The 18,399-nt window shown below is 52.7% G+C and carries 15 protein-coding genes and 1 riboswitch; of the genes, 7 read left to right on the forward strand and 8 right to left on the reverse strand.

What is annotated here, in order from left to right; all coding sequences use genetic code 11:
* Positions 1–357 precede the first annotated feature (357 nt).
* The 4 genes from BMX58_RS13400 to BMX58_RS13415 form a co-directional block, all read right to left on the reverse strand.
* Positions 358–999: a YrrS family protein gene (locus BMX58_RS13400; protein ID WP_068624847.1), complete on the reverse strand. Its 642-nt coding sequence runs from the start codon at positions 997–999 to the stop codon at positions 358–360.
* A gap of 119 nt (positions 1,000–1,118) precedes the next feature.
* Complete coding sequence (locus tag BMX58_RS13405; protein ID WP_084254041.1) at positions 1,119–1,583, reverse strand: threonine/serine exporter family protein; 465 nt, start codon at positions 1,581–1,583, stop codon at positions 1,119–1,121.
* Positions 1,580–2,365 (reverse strand): threonine/serine exporter family protein, encoded by a 786-nt coding sequence (locus BMX58_RS13410; protein ID WP_068624848.1) that lies wholly within the window; start codon positions 2,363–2,365, stop codon positions 1,580–1,582. Before BMX58_RS13410 ends, BMX58_RS13405 begins: the two co-directional genes overlap by 4 nt.
* A gap of 59 nt (positions 2,366–2,424) precedes the next feature.
* Entirely contained in the window at positions 2,425–5,703 is a 3,279-nt protein-coding gene (locus BMX58_RS13415) for a DEAD/DEAH box helicase (protein ID WP_068624850.1), read from the reverse strand.
* A gap of 178 nt (positions 5,704–5,881) precedes the next feature.
* Here BMX58_RS13415 and BMX58_RS13420 point away from each other — a divergent pair, with 178 nt between their 5' ends.
* The 7 genes from BMX58_RS13420 to thiT all read left to right on the forward strand — a co-directional run bounded on the left by BMX58_RS13420 (position 5,882) and on the right by thiT (position 13,597).
* Complete coding sequence (locus tag BMX58_RS13420) at positions 5,882–6,517, forward strand: helix-turn-helix transcriptional regulator (protein WP_068624852.1); 636 nt, start codon at positions 5,882–5,884, stop codon at positions 6,515–6,517.
* A gap of 15 nt (positions 6,518–6,532) precedes the next feature.
* Positions 6,533–7,360 carry a pyruvate, water dikinase regulatory protein gene (locus BMX58_RS13425; protein WP_068624854.1) on the forward strand — a complete coding sequence of 276 codons (828 nt, stop codon included), beginning with the start codon at positions 6,533–6,535 and terminating at the stop codon, positions 7,358–7,360.
* A gap of 24 nt (positions 7,361–7,384) precedes the next feature.
* Positions 7,385–10,057, forward strand: a complete 2,673-nt coding sequence (ppdK, locus tag BMX58_RS13430) for a pyruvate, phosphate dikinase (RefSeq protein ID WP_068624855.1) — start codon at positions 7,385–7,387, stop codon at positions 10,055–10,057.
* 464 nt (positions 10,058–10,521) lie between these two features.
* Positions 10,522–10,863, forward strand: a complete 342-nt coding sequence (locus BMX58_RS13435) for a zinc ribbon domain-containing protein YjdM (protein WP_068624857.1) — start codon at positions 10,522–10,524, stop codon at positions 10,861–10,863.
* A 656-nt stretch (positions 10,864–11,519) separates the two neighbouring features.
* Positions 11,520–12,227, forward strand: coding sequence for an NAD-dependent epimerase/dehydratase family protein (locus BMX58_RS13440; RefSeq protein WP_239420622.1), 708 nt, complete (start codon positions 11,520–11,522; stop codon positions 12,225–12,227).
* 203 nt (positions 12,228–12,430) lie between these two features.
* Entirely contained in the window at positions 12,431–12,748 is a 318-nt protein-coding gene (locus BMX58_RS13445; protein WP_068624859.1) for a hypothetical protein, read from the forward strand.
* Positions 12,749–12,862: 114 nt separating this feature from the next.
* A riboswitch (TPP riboswitch) is annotated at positions 12,863–12,964 on the forward strand.
* Between the two features lie 57 nt (positions 12,965–13,021).
* Positions 13,022–13,597: an energy-coupled thiamine transporter ThiT gene (gene thiT / locus BMX58_RS13450; RefSeq protein ID WP_068624860.1), complete on the forward strand. Its 576-nt coding sequence runs from the start codon at positions 13,022–13,024 to the stop codon at positions 13,595–13,597.
* Between the two features lie 205 nt (positions 13,598–13,802).
* Here the strand turns inward: thiT and BMX58_RS13455 are convergent, their stop codons facing one another.
* The 4 genes from BMX58_RS13455 to BMX58_RS13470 form a co-directional block, all read right to left on the reverse strand.
* On the reverse strand, positions 13,803–14,786 hold the full coding sequence (locus tag BMX58_RS13455; protein WP_068624862.1) for a Gfo/Idh/MocA family protein: 984 nt from the start codon (positions 14,784–14,786) through the stop codon (positions 13,803–13,805).
* Positions 14,787–14,873: 87 nt separating this feature from the next.
* Complete coding sequence (locus BMX58_RS13460) at positions 14,874–16,358, reverse strand: BglG family transcription antiterminator (RefSeq protein ID WP_068624864.1); 1,485 nt, start codon at positions 16,356–16,358, stop codon at positions 14,874–14,876.
* A 276-nt stretch (positions 16,359–16,634) separates the two neighbouring features.
* Positions 16,635–17,501 (reverse strand): YitT family protein, encoded by an 867-nt coding sequence (locus BMX58_RS13465; protein WP_131814104.1) that lies wholly within the window; start codon positions 17,499–17,501, stop codon positions 16,635–16,637.
* Between the two features lie 188 nt (positions 17,502–17,689).
* On the reverse strand, positions 17,690–18,399 hold a 710-nt coding region (locus BMX58_RS13470), incomplete at its 5' end, for a reverse transcriptase domain-containing protein (protein WP_242653621.1).

The raw sequence follows: 18,399 nt of genomic DNA on the forward strand, positions 1-18,399 counted from the left end.
ACGACAAATTAAAAACGCAACCTCAGAGGAAGCCTCATAAGGTTGCGATTGTGGCGTGCATAAATAAGTTTTTGAAGGTAGCACTTCACCTTATTACACACGATATACTTTACGATTATGAGTCCGCACTACCAGCTCAGAAATCGCAAGAAAAGTTAATTTAAATATACCACACAGGCCTTGCGAAAAAAATGAAAATCGTTAGGTCTATTTGGCATGCGAAAATTTTTTTGATGGGGGAGGGGTACCCCTCCCCCATCAAAAAAGCTTCATCTCTCCGAATAAAGTTTCAACAAAACACTTGACTGGAGGTAAGAAAGAGGCTGGGAGTTTTGTCCCAGCCTCTTCCTTTGTCGCTCAGTTGTTCGGTATCTCGTTCAGTTCTTCCACAAGCGTGACTTGCCAGCCTTCGCCGTCGATCCAGTTGAGCTGGACGCGCGCGATCGTCTCTTTCTGTGTGTCGGAAACCGTGGCGGTGACTTGCTGGTCGCCGGCGTTACCGATCCACCACTCGATCATGTTGTCGGCGCTGATGCCGGTCGCGGCGGCAACGGCCGCTTTGATTTCGTTGCGGTCGGCGGAGCCGTCGCTGAAGTCCGTGGCGCTGTGATCGCCGGTCTGGGTCGTGCCGATCGGTTCCCAGTCGCCGGTGTAGGCTTTCGTGACATTGTCGTCGGCGGTCTGCACTTCCTCGGTGTCGATTTCGGTGTCATTTTCCGACTCTTCATCGGCGCTGTCTTCTTCATCCTTTTCCGAGGATTCTTCGGCCGAGGAGGACTTCTTGCTGGAATCATCCGATTCGGTGATGATCATGTTTTGTGAATTCGTTTGATTATTTGCTGTTGCCGATGGTTCTTCATCATTTCCGTAAAAAACGTTGTAGAGCAGCACGAACCCCAAAAAGATGGCGGCGATGATACCCAAAGGAACAAGCAGAGGATTGCGTTTATGTTTTCGGTGTAAATCTTGTCTGGTCGGTTTTTGATTGTCTTCGGACATGCGGTAGCCCCCTTCTGAATGATACAAGTTTAGCATAATTGCGATACGGCTGCGTTAAATCCAGTTTACAACTCTGTGTCACGGGAAAGCGCACCCCGCATGCCCGCAACTCGCAGACGCTAATCGGCAGCGCTTTTGGTTTCTTTCGCAGCCTTTATCCTTGCCAGGACACCGAAGATGCTGTCGACTATGAAAATCGCCAGCGCGATCGCACCGGATATCTGCAGCGTCAGGATCAGATGCTGCTGCGCCGCCGCATACTCTTTGTTGATGAAGGAATAGACCGACTGATAAACGCCCGCTCCGGGAACCAAAGCGATGAAGGCTGGGATGAAATAGATCGTCACCGGCGTCTTCAGGAGACGCGCGAACAGATGCGCAATCCAGGCGATGAACAGGCTGGCCAGAAAAGTCGCGCCGACGATGTCCAAAAACGACAGCCCGACAAGGTAGACGCCCCAGCCCAGAGCTCCGCCCAAAGCGCCGTAGCGCAACGTCCGTTTCGGTGCTTCCAAGGTGATGGCGATGAAATAGACGGCCACGAAAGCGATAAGCATCTCCAGAATGATTTCCAGCAAATTCATCGGATCACCTCCCCGCCGACGATCAAGCCGGCACCGATGCCGATCGCAATGAAGACCGCGATCACGAAGGCCTCGAGTATTTTGGCCGCTCCCGACATGTAATCACCCCGGAAAGTGTCCCGGATGCCGTTCGTCAATACGGTCCCCGGCAACAAGGGCATGATGGCGCTGATGATGATCGTGTCCGGCTGGACCGGGAACGTCAGCAGCTCGGACAGAAAGGCCGTCAGCACGGCGATGACGAAGCTCGAGACCATGTTCTGGATGAACGGGCGGACTTTCCATTTGGCCGCCACATGGAGCACAGAGGCAACCGCTGCGCTGACCGGCAGCATCGCCAGGAAATCGTAGAAGGTGCCGCCCATCAAAAAGATGAACATTTGGATGAAACCGATCAGCGCAAGGCTCTTCTGGCGGCCGCTGTATTGGATTTCGTCGATGTTCTGGAGCGCCTCGTAAGCCTCCTGGATCGTCAGTTTGTCTTCGACGAAATTGCGCGAAACGGCATTGACCCGCGACACCCGGTTCAGGTTCGTCGTGCGTTCCGTGATCCGTTTGACGACCGTGATCGCATGCATGTTCGGACTGTCGAGTGATGCGACGAGCCCGGTCGTCAGAGCCAACGCATCGGTCATCTGGAGTCCGGTCTTTTTCAGGATGCGCGTCACCGTATCTTCTACGCGGTAGGTTTCCGCGTTGCTTTCCAGCATGATTTTCCCGGCCAGCACCGCTGTGTCCATGTATAATTCATAATCAAGCTCCGGATTTGGTGTTACCGACATCAAGATTCCCCCTTCCCATTCAAAGCTTTTTTACCGTGCGCGAGCATCGGCTGCAATAGCTACATTTCCAGCAGTTGCATCAATTCTTCCTTCGTCAACGAGGTGACCGATTGGCCGCCAGCCTGGATGACCGAATCGATCATTTCGCGCTTCTGTTCCTGCAATTCGTTGATGCGTTCCTCGATCGTTCCGGTCGCGATCAGGCGGATGACCTGGACGACCTTTTTCTGGCCGAAACGGTGCACGCGGTCGGTCGCCTGGCTCTCGACGGCCGGATTCCACCACGAGTCGTAGAGGATGACGGTATCCCCGCCGGTCAGGTTCAGGCCGGTGCCGCCCGCCTTCAGGGAAATCAGGAAAAGGTCCTTCTCGCCTTCATTGAAGCGCGTTGTCAGGGTCAGCCGATCCTGATTCGGCGTCTGTCCATCGAGATAGAAGTAAGCCGCGCCGGCAGCATCCAGCCTCTCGCGGATGATGGCCAGCATTTGTGTGAATTGGGAAAACAGGACAACCCGTTTGCCGTTCTCTTTAGCCTCGGCCAAGTACTCCAGCAGCCGTTCCAGTTTGCCGGAACCGCCGTCATAGTCGGGCAGGACCAACGCAGGATCGCAACAGATTTGGCGCAGGCGCGTCAGCCCCGCCAGAATCTTGATCCGGTTTTCGTTCAGCGTATCCGCATCCAGCATCTCTTTTGTTTCGTTGCGCATCAACTGCAATTGAGACAGATAAACGGTCTTCTGTTTTTCCGTCATTTCGATATAGGAGATCGATTCGATCTTCGGCGGCAGATCCTGCAGCACATCCGCCTTCAACCTGCGCAGGATGAACGGTTTGACTTTCTTGGCGATCTGGGCCGGTTCCATATTCTTGAAATCCGTTTTCGTGCCGAAGAGTCCGGGCTGGGCGATGCTGAAGATGGTGTACAGTTCGGACAAGGCGTTTTCGATCGGCGTCCCGGTCAAAGCGATCTTGTTGTTGGCATTGAGCGCGGAAGCGGCCTTGGTCGTCTTCGCGGTGGCGTTCTTGACGCTCTGGGCCTCGTCCAGAATGACGGTCCTGAAAGCCAGCCCTGCATAAAGATCCTCATCGCGCTGCAACAGCGGATAGGAGGTGATCCAGACAGGCGTCCGCTCGGTTTGCGCGGCTGCGATGCAATCCCTTCTTTCGTTCTTGTTGCCGGTGATGAGCTGCGTCCGGATTGCGGGCGCGAACTGCTGGAATTCCTTCTGCCAATTGTAGAGCACGCTCGAAGGGCAGATGACCAGATAAGGTTTGCCGTCGTCTTCCCCGAGCGAACCGGCGATGAAACTGATGACCTGCAGCGTCTTGCCGAGGCCCATATCGTCCGCCAAAATCCCGCCGAAGCCGTAATGGTCGAGCCCCTTCAGCCATTTGTAGCCGGTTTCCTGATAAGGCCGCAGAGTGGCGGTGACAGCATCCGGCAAATCGAATTCGATTTTCTCGGGCTTTTCCATCCGGTTGATGAGCGTCATGAAGGCCTCATCCTGATGAACGATTCCCGCATCCGCATCCACCCCGAAAGCCTTATAGAGCGGCAGGGACATCTCTTTTTTCAGATCCTTCAGCGGGACATCCAGCTGCACGACCGCATCAGTCAGTTCCTTGATCTCCTTTTGGCGCAGGTCGACGATCTTGCCGTTGGACAGGCGGTGATAGGATTTGTTCTGCGCGATCTGGCGCACCATCTGTTTCAGGTCCTCCAGATTGATGTCGTCGGTGCTGAAAGTCACGTCCAAAAGCCGCGACTGGTTGTTGACCTCGATGGCGACTTTCGGCGGCCGGACCGGCTGGTAAAGCAATCTTTCGGCGGCAGCAGTCAGGAATATCTCGCAGTCAACCGCTAATTTTTCCAACCCTTCGTACAAAAACGGCATGATGTCGTCCAGATCCGTCAGATAGATGGCTTCGTCGATCGTGAAGGCATTATGGCTGGCGTCCCTGAACTTTTGGAAAAACACTTGCTCGGCGATCCTGTCCCGCACGACTGTATCGGGCGACAGCACCTTTTGGGCTATCGCCTCTTTTGTGACATCAATTTTGGTTTCGCCATAAAGGAAATACGGTTCCGTGATCAAACGGTCCTTATTCCAGTCCAGATAGAGTTCCGCCTTCAACGGGAACTGTCGGTAGGTTTCCCGAACGGATTCCTCCAGCGTGATCGTCGCAACCTTCTGCAGAGCCGGAATGGCGATCGCCAGGAAGTCCCCTGCCGCTTCCGGGGGGATATGCAGACCGTTATGGCCGGAATCGCCCAGTGCTTCGTAGAGACTGAGCAGACGTTCCCTCATGCTTGGCTTCAGAAAGTAGAAACGATCGTCGACCATAAGGATGTCCGCCGCTTCGAAAAACACACTGTTCCTCGCCGGATCCGTTGTTTCATCGAAAAGAAGACCCCCGTCCGGCAGTTCGCTCAACACGAAACTGATCGGAAGCTTGGCTGAATCCGGAATCAAGTGTTCTGGCGTCAGCCTTTGTCCGCTGGTCTGGTAGGAATTGGTTTTGACCGTGACAAACGGCCGCTGCGCCAGCCTCTCCATCAATTCCTTCACCATGCTCGGCGGGAAGACGATTTCTTTGCGCTCCTCGGCCGTCGGATAATGATAACTGGACACGGCCGCGGAATCGATGACCTGTTGCAACGTCAGGAAAATGGCGCGGTCTTCCGGGGATAAGGTGTATTTGTCCGCAGAAAAAGTGAACTTCTTGCCGAAAGGGATCGTATTCCCTTTCAGCAAATCGTCGATGACTTGCCCGCAGTCCTTCACCGTATAAAAGTTCCCGGAACCTACCCGCAACCGCAGGCTGAAGCGTTTGTCGTAGCGGTAATCGACCATGTAAAGCGTGTATTCCACCTGAAGAGGCGTCCGCTTGATCAGATCGTTTTCCTGAAGCAATTCGAACTGGAGCACATTCAGCAAGTGATTCGTCTGTTCGGTATCGTATTTTTTTTTGTTGGGATTGTTTGGCCTGTTCGCCAGCGCCGCTTGCCCGCTGAACGGTCTCACACCCTCAATGGAACCCGATGAAGACTTGAGTATCGCAAACAGAAAGGCAACCACGTGTTTGCAAGGTCCTTCATAGCTTTCGAAAGCCGGACAGGTGCAATAAAAATCATCCACATCCCCGTCTTCATCCAGATAAACTTCTACTTCATATTTTTTCGTCCCTTTGATTTCGGCCATGAACATACTGCCGGCAGGGTCCGAGCGGAATCCCCGCAAGGCGCCATCCTCATACAGTTTTCTGCCCTTGCTGTAGGTCACATCGCTGTATGTCATATCATAAATATCCTGTGTATCGAATCCCACTTCGTACATTCTCAGCCACACCCTCACATATATAGTCTCTGTTATTTTACCACAGAGCACGGTGCATGATGCCACAAAATCGGCGCAAATCAAATCAGAAAAAAGATGTCACTTTCTGTTGACAAACTCCCCAATGTGACATACTATATAAACATTAACGCATCACATTAAGATTTGAGGTGAAAAAATGGAACTCTCCGATAGGCAAAAACAGATCATCGAAATCGTCAAGAAACAGCAGCCGATTTCCGGTGAAAAGATTGCCTCCATACTGGGATTTGCGCGCGCGACGCTGCGCCCCGATTTTAACCTATTGACGATGAGCGGCATCCTGCAGGCCAAACCGAAAGTCGGTTATCTCATCAACGAGGAGCACACCAACTCGGTGCTGGTCGAACAGATCGCCAAACAAAAAGTCGAAAAGGTCATGGCCATCTCGGTCAACCTCACCAAGGAAACGAGCATCCAGGATGCCATCATCCAGCTTTTCCTGGAGGATTGCGGCTCGCTTTATGTGACGGACAACCGGGAAATACTCGGCATCGTTTCCCGCAAGGATCTGCTGAAGAGCGCGCTGGGTGATGCCGACCTGAATGCCATCCCGGTCGGAATGGTCATGACGAAGATGCCGAATCTGCACACCGTCTTCAGCGACACGCTCGTTGTCGATGCCACGAAACTGCTCGTCACCCATCGCGTCGACAGTTTACCGGTGCTTTCCCGTTCCGTTTACGAGGAAACCGGCAAAAAAGAGGTCATCGGCAAATTTTCGAAATCGACCGCCAGCAGATTGCTGCTTGATATATTCAATAAAGACCTATAGGAGGCAAGTGTGCACATGGACCTTAATGCGATTTATCTAGTATCCGATTCCGTCGGCGAGACAGCCGATCTGGTGATCCGTTCCGCCCTCTTCCAGTTCGAAACGGAAAACTACCAACTGAAGAAATATTCCTATGTGCAGACGCCCGAGGAAATCGACGCCATCTGCGCCAAGGCTGGCGAAGACGAAAAAGCGATGATCTTCTACACCTTTGTGCAAAAGGAGATGGCCGCCTACATGCAGGACCGGATCGAAAAAGCCGGCCTGATCGGCGTCGACATCTACAGCCCGGTGATGAAGGGCCTGGGTCAGCTTTTCCAGCTGAAGCCGTTGGAAAAGCCGGGCATCAACCGCCAGCTCAACAAAGAGTATTTCAACCGCGTCGAGGCCATCGAGTTTTCCGTCAAATACGACGACGGACGCGACCCGCGCGGCATCGAAAAAGCCGACATCATTCTGATCGGCGTTTCCCGCACCTCGAAGACGCCGCTGTCGATCTACCTGGCGAACAAGAACGTGAAAGTCGCGAACATCCCGCTCTTCCCGGAATCGAAGCCGCCGAAGGAGATCTTCACGATCGCGCCGGAACGCATCATCGGCCTCGTCAATTCGCCGAAAAAGCTCAATGAAGTCCGCAAAGAGCGCCTGAAGACGCTGGGGCTGCCGCCTTCCGCCAGCTACGCCGGCATGGAACGCATCCTCGAGGAACTCGAATACGCAGACCGGATCATGAAACAGATCGGCTGTGAAGTCATCGATGTTTCGAACAAAGCGATCGAAGAAACCGCCGACCACATCCTGCACTACATGGATGTCATGAACATCAGCCGCAAGCAACTATAGACCACTCACAAGGAGGAAAAGCATATGACAAAGCAATGGGTATACCGTTTTTCAGAAGGAAAGAAAGAACAGAAGATGTTGTTGGGAGGAAAAGGAGCCAACCTCGCCGAAATGACCAATCTCGGCCTGCCGATCCCTCCAGGATTCACGATCACGACGGAATCCTGCATCCATTACTTCGATGAAGGCCGGACACTTTGGACTGCTCTCCAGCAGCAGATCGAATCCGCCCTCATCGACCTGGAAAACGCGGTCGGGAAATCTTTCCATGACCCTGCCAACCCGTTGCTGGTGTCGGTCCGTTCCGGGGCCGCCTTCTCGATGCCCGGCATGATGGACACGATCCTGAACTTGGGGCTGAACGATGCTTCAGTGGCGGGACTGGCCGAACAGACGCAGAATCCGACTTTCGCTTTCGACAGCTACCGCCGTTTTATCCAGATGTTCGCCGATGTCGTGAAATCCGTTCCGCGCATCCATTTCGAAGCGATCCTGGATACCGTCAAAAATGAGAACGGTTACCAGTTCGACAACCAATTGAGTTTGGCTGACCTTACCGATCTGGTCGCGCAGTACAAAGCCGTCTACCAACGCGAAACCGGGGAATCTTTCCCGCAGGAACCGCTTGACCAATTGCACCAGGCTGTCCAGGCCGTCTTCGCTTCCTGGAACAATGAAAGGGCTATCCTGTACCGCGACATCCACAACCTTTCGCATGACCTCGGCACTGCCGTCACCGTCCAAAGCATGGTGTTCGGCAACCGCGGCAACGATTCCGGCACCGGCGTGGCCTTCACGCGCAACCCGGCGACCGGCGAGAAAAAACTGTTCGGCGAATTCCTGATGAACGCGCAAGGCGAAGACGTCGTAGCCGGCATCCGCACCCCTTTGGACATCGATACACTGGAGGAAGTGATGCCAGCCGTCTACAACGAATTCAAGGCGATTGCTGAGAAACTGGAGGACCACTACGCCGATATGCAGGACATCGAGTTCACTATCGAAAAAGGCAAACTGTACCTGCTGCAGACGCGCAACGGGAAACGGACAGCAGCCGCAGCCGTCGCAGTGGCCGTTGATTTGGCCGATGAAGGCCTGATCACGAAAGAGGAAGCCGTGATGCGCATCGAAACCGGCCAACTCGACCAGCTGCTGCACCCGACTTTCGACACAAAAGCCTTGGATGAGGCTGCCCTGTTGGCTACCGGGCTTGGCGCTTCGCCAGGAGCGGCATCCGGGCATATCTACTTCTCTACAGCCGCTGCCGAAGCGGCCCAGAAGGACGGCCTGCCGGTCATCCTCGTCCGCCGCGAAACATCGCCTGAGGATCTGGCCGGCATGATGAGTTCGGAAGGCATCCTGACGGCACGCGGCGGCATGACTTCGCACGCGGCAGTCGTGGCCCGCGGTTTGGGCAAATGCTGCGTGGCCGGCTGCACGGCAGCTGTGATCGACGAAGACAACAAAACCATCGTCATCGATGATGTCACCTTGCATGAAGGCGACCTGCTTTCGATCGACGGCGCAACCGGCAGAGTCTACGCCGGCACCATCGCCAAGCAGAACCCGACTTTGGGCGGCAAATTCAGCACCTTCATGGACTGGGTGAACGAAATGAAAGTGCTGCACGTCAAAGCCAACGCGGACTCCCCGACCGACGTCAAGCAAGCCTTGTCGCTGGGCGCGGAAGGCGTCGGACTGTGCCGCACCGAGCACATGTTCTTCCATAAGGACCGGATTCCGGTTGTCCGCCAGATGATCCTTTCGCGCACGCTGGATGAACGCAAAAAATACTTGGCAGAGCTGTTGGAAATGCAGCGCCAGGATTTCAGCGAAATGTTCACCCTGCTGCAGGAGCGCCCGATGACCGTCCGCTTGCTGGACCCGCCGCTGCATGAATTCCTGCCAACTGCACATGCGGATAAAGTCGCCTTGGCGGAAGCGATGGGTACCGGCTTGGCTGGCCTGGAGGCGCACATCGATTCCCTGCATGAAGTCAATCCGATGCTTGGCCACCGCGGTTGCCGACTGGCCGTCACTTACCCGGAAATCTACCGGATGCAGGCGCGCGCCATCATCGAAGGCGCCATCGCAGCTTCCATTGAGTCCGGCAACACGATCACACCGGAAATCATGATTCCGCTAGTCTGCGATGTCGACGAACTGCGCTACGTCAAAGCGGAGATCGTGGCGGAGATCGAGGAAGTCTTCTCTGAAAGCGGGATGAGCCTCCCTTACCTGATCGGAACGATGATCGAAATTCCGCGCGCGGCCGTCACTTCCGACGAAATCGCCCTGGAAGCCGACTTCTTCAGCTTCGGCACGAACGACATGACGCAGATGGGCTTCGGCTTCTCCCGCGACGACGCCGGCAAATTCCTGCAGGAGTACGAAGACAAAGGCTTGCTGAAGCCGAACCCGTTCCATACTTTGGATGTGAAAGGCATCGGCAAACTCGTCAAATTGTCCGCCAAATTGGGTCGCGAAACCAATCCCGGCTTGATGTTGGGCATCTGCGGCGAACACGGCGGCGATCCGGAATCGATCGCGTTCTTCTCAAGCATCGGCCTGGATTATGTTTCCTGCTCACCATACCGCGTGCCGATCGCCCGCTTGGCTTCCGCGCAGGTCGCGATCAAAGAACAAAGAGCGAAAATGTCTGTTCAGAAAGATGCTGTTTTGAGCGGCACAATCTGATCCAGTTGAAACAAGCCGCACCAGCGATCGTCATTTGCTGGTGGGGCTTGTTTTTGTGCAGATCCGGGGTTGTCGGATAACTGGAGCATATCCGGCAATCCGCAACAGCATATGTGCGAAATAGTCGAATGCCGGTTCCGCATTCGACTACTCCAACGTTGTCCGGGCCGAAATTGTCGGATGTCATTCAGCATTCGACAATTTCGGCCGAAACCAACAGCAGATTGTCGGATGTCCCGCGTTTATCCGACAATCTCAAGGCCAACATCCAGACCAAGATTCCCTATTGCTTCCCTTCGAACATTCCGCTCTTTCTGATTATTGGTTATTATTCTTATATTGTCCGGATTCTATTGTCAACAAGGCGAAAATGTGGCAGTATAGAAGCATCTTCCGCCTGGGAAAAAAGGCCGGAAATGAAAAGTCAGCAGACATTTAATCATAACAACGGAGGAATAACAATCATGATGGAATTACCGAATTGCCCGAAATGCGGCTCCCCTTACACTTACGAAGACGGCTCGATGCTGGTCTGCCCCGAGTGCGCGTACGAATGGAGCGCGGATGCGGCTGAAGAAACGAACGCGGACCAACTGATCGTCAAAGACGCGAACGGCAACCTGCTGCAGGACGGCGACACTGTCACAGTCATCAAGGACCTGAAAGTCAAAGGCAGCTCGAGCGCTTTGAAAGTCGGCACAAAAGTCAAAGGCATCCGTTTGGTCGAAGGCGACCACAATATCGACTGCAAGATCGACGGCTTCGGCGCGATGAAGCTGAAATCCGAGTTCGTCAAAAAAGCCTAATACCGATCCAAAACGAAGAAAACTGGCGAGGAACCCGAAACGGGGGCCTCGCCAGTTTTTTCTATATTCACACTTAATCGGGTGATTCGTTACCATGCTATCCGGCCTCACGCCTTTCATCTGTACGATGGCTGTCACCCCTGACAGCTAGGAGATATGCGTCGGATCACCGTTCCTTTCCGTTTTGACTTGGATTGTGAAAGTAAAATGGTCATCACCCCCGTTTGATGCTCGCGTTCCTGATGATAAGCCTTTGCCGATCCCGGTCAGGACCAACAAAAAAACACATGCGGAAGCACGTGCTCTGTCGGGCAATAGAATGAATGCAAAGATGGTTGCACAACAAATCCGCACTGACCTTGCGAAGCGCGCATTTGCAAATTCAACAAGTCCATCCGACTCACCCCTTCGTTTTCGATTGAAAAGCAGCTTGCCCTTGCCTATCACCTTACCCTCATTATACAAGGTTGATCCGCCGCACTCAAATCATTTACCCCTTCCTTACACAAATAAAACAATCCCTTTTTCCCTGCCGAATCGCCGGTTTTGCAAGGGCTATCCTTTGACATTTCCCCGCGGCTTGCATACAGTTAAAGCAAAGCCACCCACTGGAATGACAGCACGATTTGTTGCACAGGAACAAGGAGGTACCTACAATGACCACCATCATGATCACCGGAGCAAGCGGAAATATAGGCAGCGTTTTGGTTGAACACCTGAAAAAGAGCCACGAACTGACTTTGGTTGATGTCCATTTCCACGACGTCGCGCCGGCCCTTTTGGAGGGCACCATCGTCAAGGAATTGGACCTCAGTGTCGTCGGCAACTGGGACGGGCTGCTGGAGGGGATCGATTACGTCATCCACCTGGCCGGAAACCCATCGCCCGATGCCGTCTTCGACGAAGCGCTGATCGGGTTGAACTACAAGATGCCTTACTACCTGTTCACGGAGGCTTCGAAATACGAAAACTTCGTCAAACGCATCATCTTCGCCAGCTCAATCCATGCCGTCAGCGCCTACCCTAAAAACGTCCAGGTTCCGGTCGATGCCCCGGTCCGCCCCGGCGACCTCTACGGCGTTTCGAAAGTCTACCTCGAGGGCCTGGCCAGCCACTTCGCCTTCACCGAAGGCCAGGAATCGATCGGCATCCGCATCGGCAACTTCGATGAAAACCTCGATGACCCGATCGTCGATGAAGCGGGCATGGCCGAATACTTGTCGCCTCGGGACCTGTGCCACTTGGTCGACTGCGCCCTCAAAGCCAAGATGATTGAGCCGTTCCTGTTGGTGAACGGCGTCTGGACATCTCGCAGGCCCGCACCGCCATCGGGTATCGGCCAATCGACGACGCTTTTGTGCTGAAGGGTTTCTTTAAGGATGATAACGGCGATCCCGTCGAACTGGCGGAAGACGGTCATCAACAACCCGATTTGTGAACAAATTTCCGTTTTTGGACGGTTTCGCCTGCATCCGCCTCCAAAAGCTGTTGAACGGCCTGAAACGAACTGATATGATGTTTATTGGAGACAAAAAATGTTTCAGACAGACGGAAGGATGTACAATAAATGGCTAAAAAGAACAAAGGAAACCAGATCCAACGCAAAAACGTGACCGCGAAAGTACCGGAACTGCACAAAAATAAACAAGCAACGGCAAAGAAAAATCTGCCGGTGGATGAAGATCCAGCCCTGCAGAACTCCTTTAATTACACGATGTATGGCATGCTGATCGGCGCTTCGATCGGTTACTTCGCGGGCAACCTGACGCTCGGCTTCGGTATCGGTACGTTGATCGGCGGCGTAATCGATTCCTACCTGAATTCCCAGAAGAAAAAGAAGCGCGAAGCCATCCTGAAGGCCCAGGCTGAAAAAGAAAAGAAATAGGTCCATTTTCACAAATGATAGTCCTGGCCGCCGCTTTCTCCGATGTGCTTTTGGGCAGCGTGTTCCTTGCATATCGAAATAAACTGTAGTAAAGTTAGCTGTAACTGAATAGACCGTTTCACAAAGGGGCGCCGTAACCGGCTGAGATTGAACCTAGATTCTGACCCTTCGAACCTGTTCGTTAGCACGAGCGTAGGGATTGTGATTGAGAAATGAAAATCATTCTCCTCCTTTGTTGATGGTGTGTTATGCCCAAAAAGGAGGAGTTTTTTTATGTCAAAAAATCTGAACATCTGGATCGAAGGAACCATCCTCGCTGCCTTGGCGACCGTGTTGTCCTTGGTTCCTTTCAATATCGGCCCGAGTTTTTCCGTGACGGTGGGGGCGCCGGTCATGATGCTTTACTGCCTGCGCCGCGGCCTGGTTCCCGGGTTCTTCGCCAGTTTCCTGTGGGGTGTGCTGCATATCCTGATCGGGACAGCCTACATCCTGACACCGCTGCAAGGTTTCATCGAATACTTCATCGCCTTCGGTTTCACCGGCTTGGCCGGCTTCTTCACGCCGAAAGTCCAGCAAGCGATCGCTGACCAAAACCAAAAAGCGCTTGTGTGGCAAGTCACGCTGGGCACCATCGTCGGCACGGTCGGACGCTACTTCTGGCACACAATCGCCGGCTATTATTTCTGGGGAGCCTACGCGCCAGCAGGCTGGAGTGCCTGGTTCTACTCGATCGTCATGAACGGCGTCAGCGCCTTGGCGACCGGCGCATTCACGATCATGGTCCTGGCCGTCATCGCCAAGACGAACCCGCAGTTGTTCGTGCCGAAAAAATCCGTGCGCGGGTACTGAACGAGTGCTCCGAATGATTTGCGCTTCAATATAGAGGAGCTGCTTCAACGTCCATGTTAGACGTTGAAGCAGCTCCTTCTTTTTTTGCAGCCAACTGAATAGCTGGCTGTCGGTTGTTGGAATGACTAGGAATAGCGTTCAGCCGACAGATGGGTATTCTCTAAGGCAGCCCTATTTCTTGGGAGCAACCAATATATGGTTCTGGTTATTTTCGATAGAAAGATTGATTGCCGTCATTTCTTACGCTGTCCAAAATCTCCATCGTTTTGATGGAGTCTTCCCAGCTCATGATTTCGCTTTGCAGCTTCCCGTTGTTCAGGCAGTTCACGACTTCTTCGATCTGGTATTCGAAGCCGGTGATCCCGAAAGGCAGGTGGAAGGTCTCCTCTTTGCCGTCCTTGAACAGAGTGGCAGTCTCCGCATTCGAGAACCTCGGGACGGTTATCCGGCCTTTTGTCCCGACGATTGTGGCATCGCGGACGGTGTTCAGGTTGATGGCGCCATAAAGCTGCGCCTGTTTCCCGCCCGGATAAGCCAAGTTGATCCCAACATTCTCGTCCACCCCGGTCTCCCCGATGTAAAGGTTAGCGGTGATGAATTCCGGCGCATTGCCCAGAATAAATGTGCTGTAGGACAGGTTGTAGACGCCCACATCCAATAGCGCGCCGCCGCCCAGTTCCTTGTTGAACAGCCTACTTTCGGGGTCCAAAGGCGCCTTGAAGCCGAAATCGGCCTGCAGCAAACGGACCTCCCCGATTTCCCCGGCATCGATCCATTGCTTCACTTTTTGATTGACCGGCAAAAAGCGGGTTTTCATCGCTTCCATGAAGAAGACTTGGTTTCTCTCGGCGGCTGCGATCATTTCCTTGATTTCGGCAGCGGTAATGGCGACCGGCTTTTCGCAGAGTACGCCTTTGCCGTTTTCAAGGCAGATCAGCGAAATGTCCTTGTGGAAGACATGCGGCACCGCAACATAGACCACATCAACACTTTCGTCCCGCACCAGTTCCTCTGGGCTGGCGTAGCATTTGTCGGTCGGAACATCGTAACGTTTGCCGAACGCCTCCGCAGAGTCCTTATCCCTGTCGGCCACGGCGGCAAGTTCCACCGAATCCATGGCGTTCACGGTCTCCGCAAATTTATTTGCGATGAAACCTAACCCGATTATTCCGAATTTGATCTTTTCCATATCACACTCTCCCGATTATTTTTTGCAATTCATTGCCCTCAGCACGACGATGGCCTTGCGCAGTTTTCCTCCGTACTAATATTCATTTTATCGCTTGAACATTTTCAGCTTTTCCAAGCAGTCGGAAATGCTGTCGAAATCCTTTTTGCCCATGATAGGATGCACCACAACGAAAGCTATGTCGGTAATAGCGGCGATTGTTGAAGTCGAGATCACAAAGTCAGTTTCCGCCAAGGCTTCTTCAGGTGCATACATAAAATCCTGATAGGTGTAAAGCCTGGCTATCGATAGGCTGTCCCCAAATCGGGCTGCAACATTCTCTCTGAGGAGACTGTTCACGCTTTCATCAAAATCGCTGACGATGGCGGTGCGCAGCTTTTGTTTCCAGAACTTGTTCATGGACTCCAGGAGAACCGTCAGATAAACGATTTCGATTCTGCCGATAGGCAAACCAAGTTCCCGCTTAATGATTGTTGCCATTTCTTTAGCCAGTTTGTATTCCAATTGCCGGGTTTTGATGTTGCTTTCGTTTATCGGATTGGGAAGGCAGTAGCTGAATCTCACGCGTCTCAGCATCGGCCCAACATACAACAACAGCTTTTCCCGTGCCTCTTCGTGCAGGTCCAGCCTGATGTTGAATTTGTCGGCTATCGTTCCCAAAAAATCATCCACAACGGTGATCGTTTCCTGGTCAACCAGTCTCGCCGTGTCCGTACCGAAAAGAAATTGCTTCGCCTCGAACTGCTGCTGCAACAGTTGCCAAGCCGCATCAGGCAAAGGCACACCCAAAAACACCTCCGCAGCCTCCCTTATGCCCGCCATCACCTTCGAAAGAGCACTGCCGGGAGCCTCCGAGACCGTATGGCCTGCCTGCTGGCGCTTCGCCGCTGCCAATATTTCCAGGCAAAAGCTCTGCGAACTGTGGCCGGATAAATAATAGCCATTTTCATTCGTTTTCGCTCTGACGATCCGGTAGAGAGCGGCCGTGCTTTGGCCGATTTCCTTTTCCCCGAACAGATATTGCCAGTATTTCGAAATCGTGCTGGTGTTCAGCCTTGCGCCCAGAATCCAGCTGATGATGTTCCGTCTGGTGTTCTCATCGGCTTTCAGGCTGATGCCGTCATTCAGGGAAGACTGCAGATCTGTTTTCGGCTTCGTTTTCAGCCACTTTTTCACCGACGCGACATCCTTGTTTATGGTCGACTGCGATACATGCAGCGCATCCGCCAGTTCGTCCACGTGAAACCGGTTCCCGCCGGTCAGCTTCGCTAAAATGTACATTTGCCGGTCCAGCGGCGAATCCGGTGCACCCATGATATCCTCATGATCGAGCACGCTCTTCATAATGCTGTGTTGCTTGATGAGCCGCTTGCTTTCCTCGTTCAGGCAATAGCCTTTTTTGATGATGGCGTCTATCTGGATGTTATGTCCCTTGAGAAGCTCATTGAGCCCCTTGACGTCTTCCCTGATGGTGCGCACGCTTACATCGCAATGTTTAGCCAATTCCGCTCCGGTGATGCAGCCCTCCGTATTCAGAATACTGTTCAAAATTTCCCTGTACCTTCGATTCACTATCAAACCACCTAACAGAACTCGATTATGGGATCAGAAGCTGATCTTATGAATACTATTCTATCGCTAATCCGTTTCCGGGTAAACCGATTCCGTAGGCCGAGCTTGCTATACCCATTATAGCTGCCTTTTTTCCCCCGGACAAACCAAAAAATTTCCCCCTGATAGGTGAAATGGGCGCTGACTCGCAACATGACAAAGAAGCGCGGATTCTGATTTTCAGGTCTGAATCCGCGCTTCTTTATTAATCATGTAATCCGTTGGGCAGCTGATCGTTCAATCGGCTTGGCTGTGAGTGCGCTCCAAGGTGAAGCCCTTCCCGGCGACTTCATGGACTTGGCCGATGATTACGAAGGCAAAAGGATCAATCTGGTTGACCAGTTCATTGATGGCCGGCAATTTGCGCTGTTCGACGACACAAAGGACGGCTTGCTGCTGCACCCCTTCGAAGGCCGTTTCGATGTTCACCATCGTCAGGCCGACATCCTGGACAAACAGCAGCGCCTCTTTGATTTCCTCGTATTTTTTGGAAATGATGAAAAGCTGCATCTTATTCGTTCCGGTGACCATGACTTTGTTGATGACCATGGACGTCAGGAACACCATGATGAGCCCGTAAAGGATCTGTTCCATGTTGGAAAAGAAAGCCTGGACCAGCAGGAAAATGACGTCGAACGCATACATCCCCACCGCAACCGGAATGTGGAAATGCTTGTTCATCAACAACGGCGGAATGTCCATCCCGCCCGTGGAAGCGCCGGCCCTGAACACCAAGCCCACACCCAACCCGCAGAGGATGCCCGCATAAATCGCCGACAGCAGGATATCATCAGTCATGTCCTGCAACGCTGGCAGCGTCCGGAAAAAAGTCAAGAAAGTCGGAAAAATGAGCGTGCTCAAGATCGTCGTCAAAGCGAACTTCCTGCCCAGCAAAGCGGCACCGACGAAAAACATGAGGCTGTTGAAAACCAGCACGACCAGAGAGATGTTCAATGCAAAGAAATGATTCAAAATGATGGCAAGACCCGTCGTCCCTCCGGCGATCAGATTCTTCGGCAGGATGAATGCAGCAATCGCAAACGCGACGAGGATGTTCCCGGCGACGACCGCCGCAATCGGTTTTAAAGTATGCAATAGCTTCAAAAATGTCACTCCTTTTTCTGCGATTTAAGCAGTTGGATACCTTTCAGGAAAAAGATATCCCCGCCATTATAACAGATAAGTCAGGGATGAAAAGAGTCGATAGGGAACTTTGCAGAAAAATCGAGTAGGAGGAGCCTTGCGGCTCCGACCTCTCACACCACCGTGCGTACGGTTCCGTACACGGCGGTTCAATATCTTAAGTGAGCAGACTCTGCCAGAGGGATTAATGAAATTAAGCCCAATTGGCGGAGTCTTTTCGTTGTAAGTACCCGATGAACTTCAGGCGTTTTGGAAAGTCTCCAATATTTCTTTCTGGAGAAACCGATACGCTTGGCACTTTCCTTATCGAGACCTAGGTTGATTAGTCTATTAATCTTCGTGCGAGTTCTTTTCCAACGTTTGAGGATAAGTTGTCTGATTCTGCGGTTCAGCCATTGTTCTGTCCTTCGGATAAATTTCTTAATAAATCCAAGACCAAAATAGTTGATCCATCCCCTTGTGACACTGTTGATTTCTTTAGAAATCTGCTTGAAATCGCCGGGGCGGTTTCGTTTCGTCAGCTGTCTCAATTTGTCGATCAATTTCTTTTTGGCGGCAATAGTTGGTCTGTAGCGACAGACCCCATTCACAGTAGTTATCAGACAACCCAAGAACTTTAAACGGGTAGGTGACCCCACTTCGCTTTTGTCTTTGTTGACGATTAGCTTCAGGTCTTTCTCGATAAAGCGGGTGACACTCAGGAGCACCCGCTCGCCTGCTCTCTTTGTTTTTACAAAGATTACGAAGTCATCGGCGAAGCGAACGAAACGGTGCCCTCGTTGTTCCAACTCCTTATCCAGTTCATGCAAGTAAACATTGCTGAGAAGGGGTGAGATTACCCCACCTTGCGGTGCGCCTG

The sequence above is a fragment of the Trichococcus ilyis genome, assembly GCF_900109135.1.
GTDB classification, from domain to species: Bacteria; Bacillota; Bacilli; order Lactobacillales; family Aerococcaceae; genus Trichococcus; species Trichococcus ilyis.

What these genes read in the sequence shown, in the direction of transcription:
- BMX58_RS13400 (WP_068624847.1), bottom strand. Translation starts at nt 999, where the DNA reads ATGTCCGAAGACAATCAAAAACCGACCAGACAAGATTTACACCGAAAA.
- BMX58_RS13405 (WP_084254041.1), bottom strand. Translation starts at nt 1,583, where the DNA reads ATGAATTTGCTGGAAATCATTCTGGAGATGCTTATCGCTTTCGTGGCC.
- BMX58_RS13410 (WP_068624848.1), bottom strand. Translation starts at nt 2,365, where the DNA reads ATGTCGGTAACACCAAATCCGGAGCTTGATTATGAATTATACATGGAC.
- BMX58_RS13415 (WP_068624850.1), bottom strand. Translation starts at nt 5,703, where the DNA reads ATGTACGAAGTGGGATTCGATACACAGGATATTTATGATATGACATAC.
- BMX58_RS13420 (WP_068624852.1), top strand. Translation starts at nt 5,882, where the DNA reads ATGGAACTCTCCGATAGGCAAAAACAGATCATCGAAATCGTCAAGAAA.
- BMX58_RS13425 (WP_068624854.1), top strand. Translation starts at nt 6,533, where the DNA reads ATGGACCTTAATGCGATTTATCTAGTATCCGATTCCGTCGGCGAGACA.
- ppdK (WP_068624855.1), top strand. Translation starts at nt 7,385, where the DNA reads ATGACAAAGCAATGGGTATACCGTTTTTCAGAAGGAAAGAAAGAACAG.
- BMX58_RS13435 (WP_068624857.1), top strand. Translation starts at nt 10,522, where the DNA reads ATGATGGAATTACCGAATTGCCCGAAATGCGGCTCCCCTTACACTTAC.
- BMX58_RS13440 (WP_239420622.1), top strand. Translation starts at nt 11,520, where the DNA reads ATGACCACCATCATGATCACCGGAGCAAGCGGAAATATAGGCAGCGTT.
- BMX58_RS13445 (WP_068624859.1), top strand. Translation starts at nt 12,431, where the DNA reads ATGGCTAAAAAGAACAAAGGAAACCAGATCCAACGCAAAAACGTGACC.
- thiT (WP_068624860.1), top strand. Translation starts at nt 13,022, where the DNA reads ATGTCAAAAAATCTGAACATCTGGATCGAAGGAACCATCCTCGCTGCC.
- BMX58_RS13455 (WP_068624862.1), bottom strand. Translation starts at nt 14,786, where the DNA reads ATGGAAAAGATCAAATTCGGAATAATCGGGTTAGGTTTCATCGCAAAT.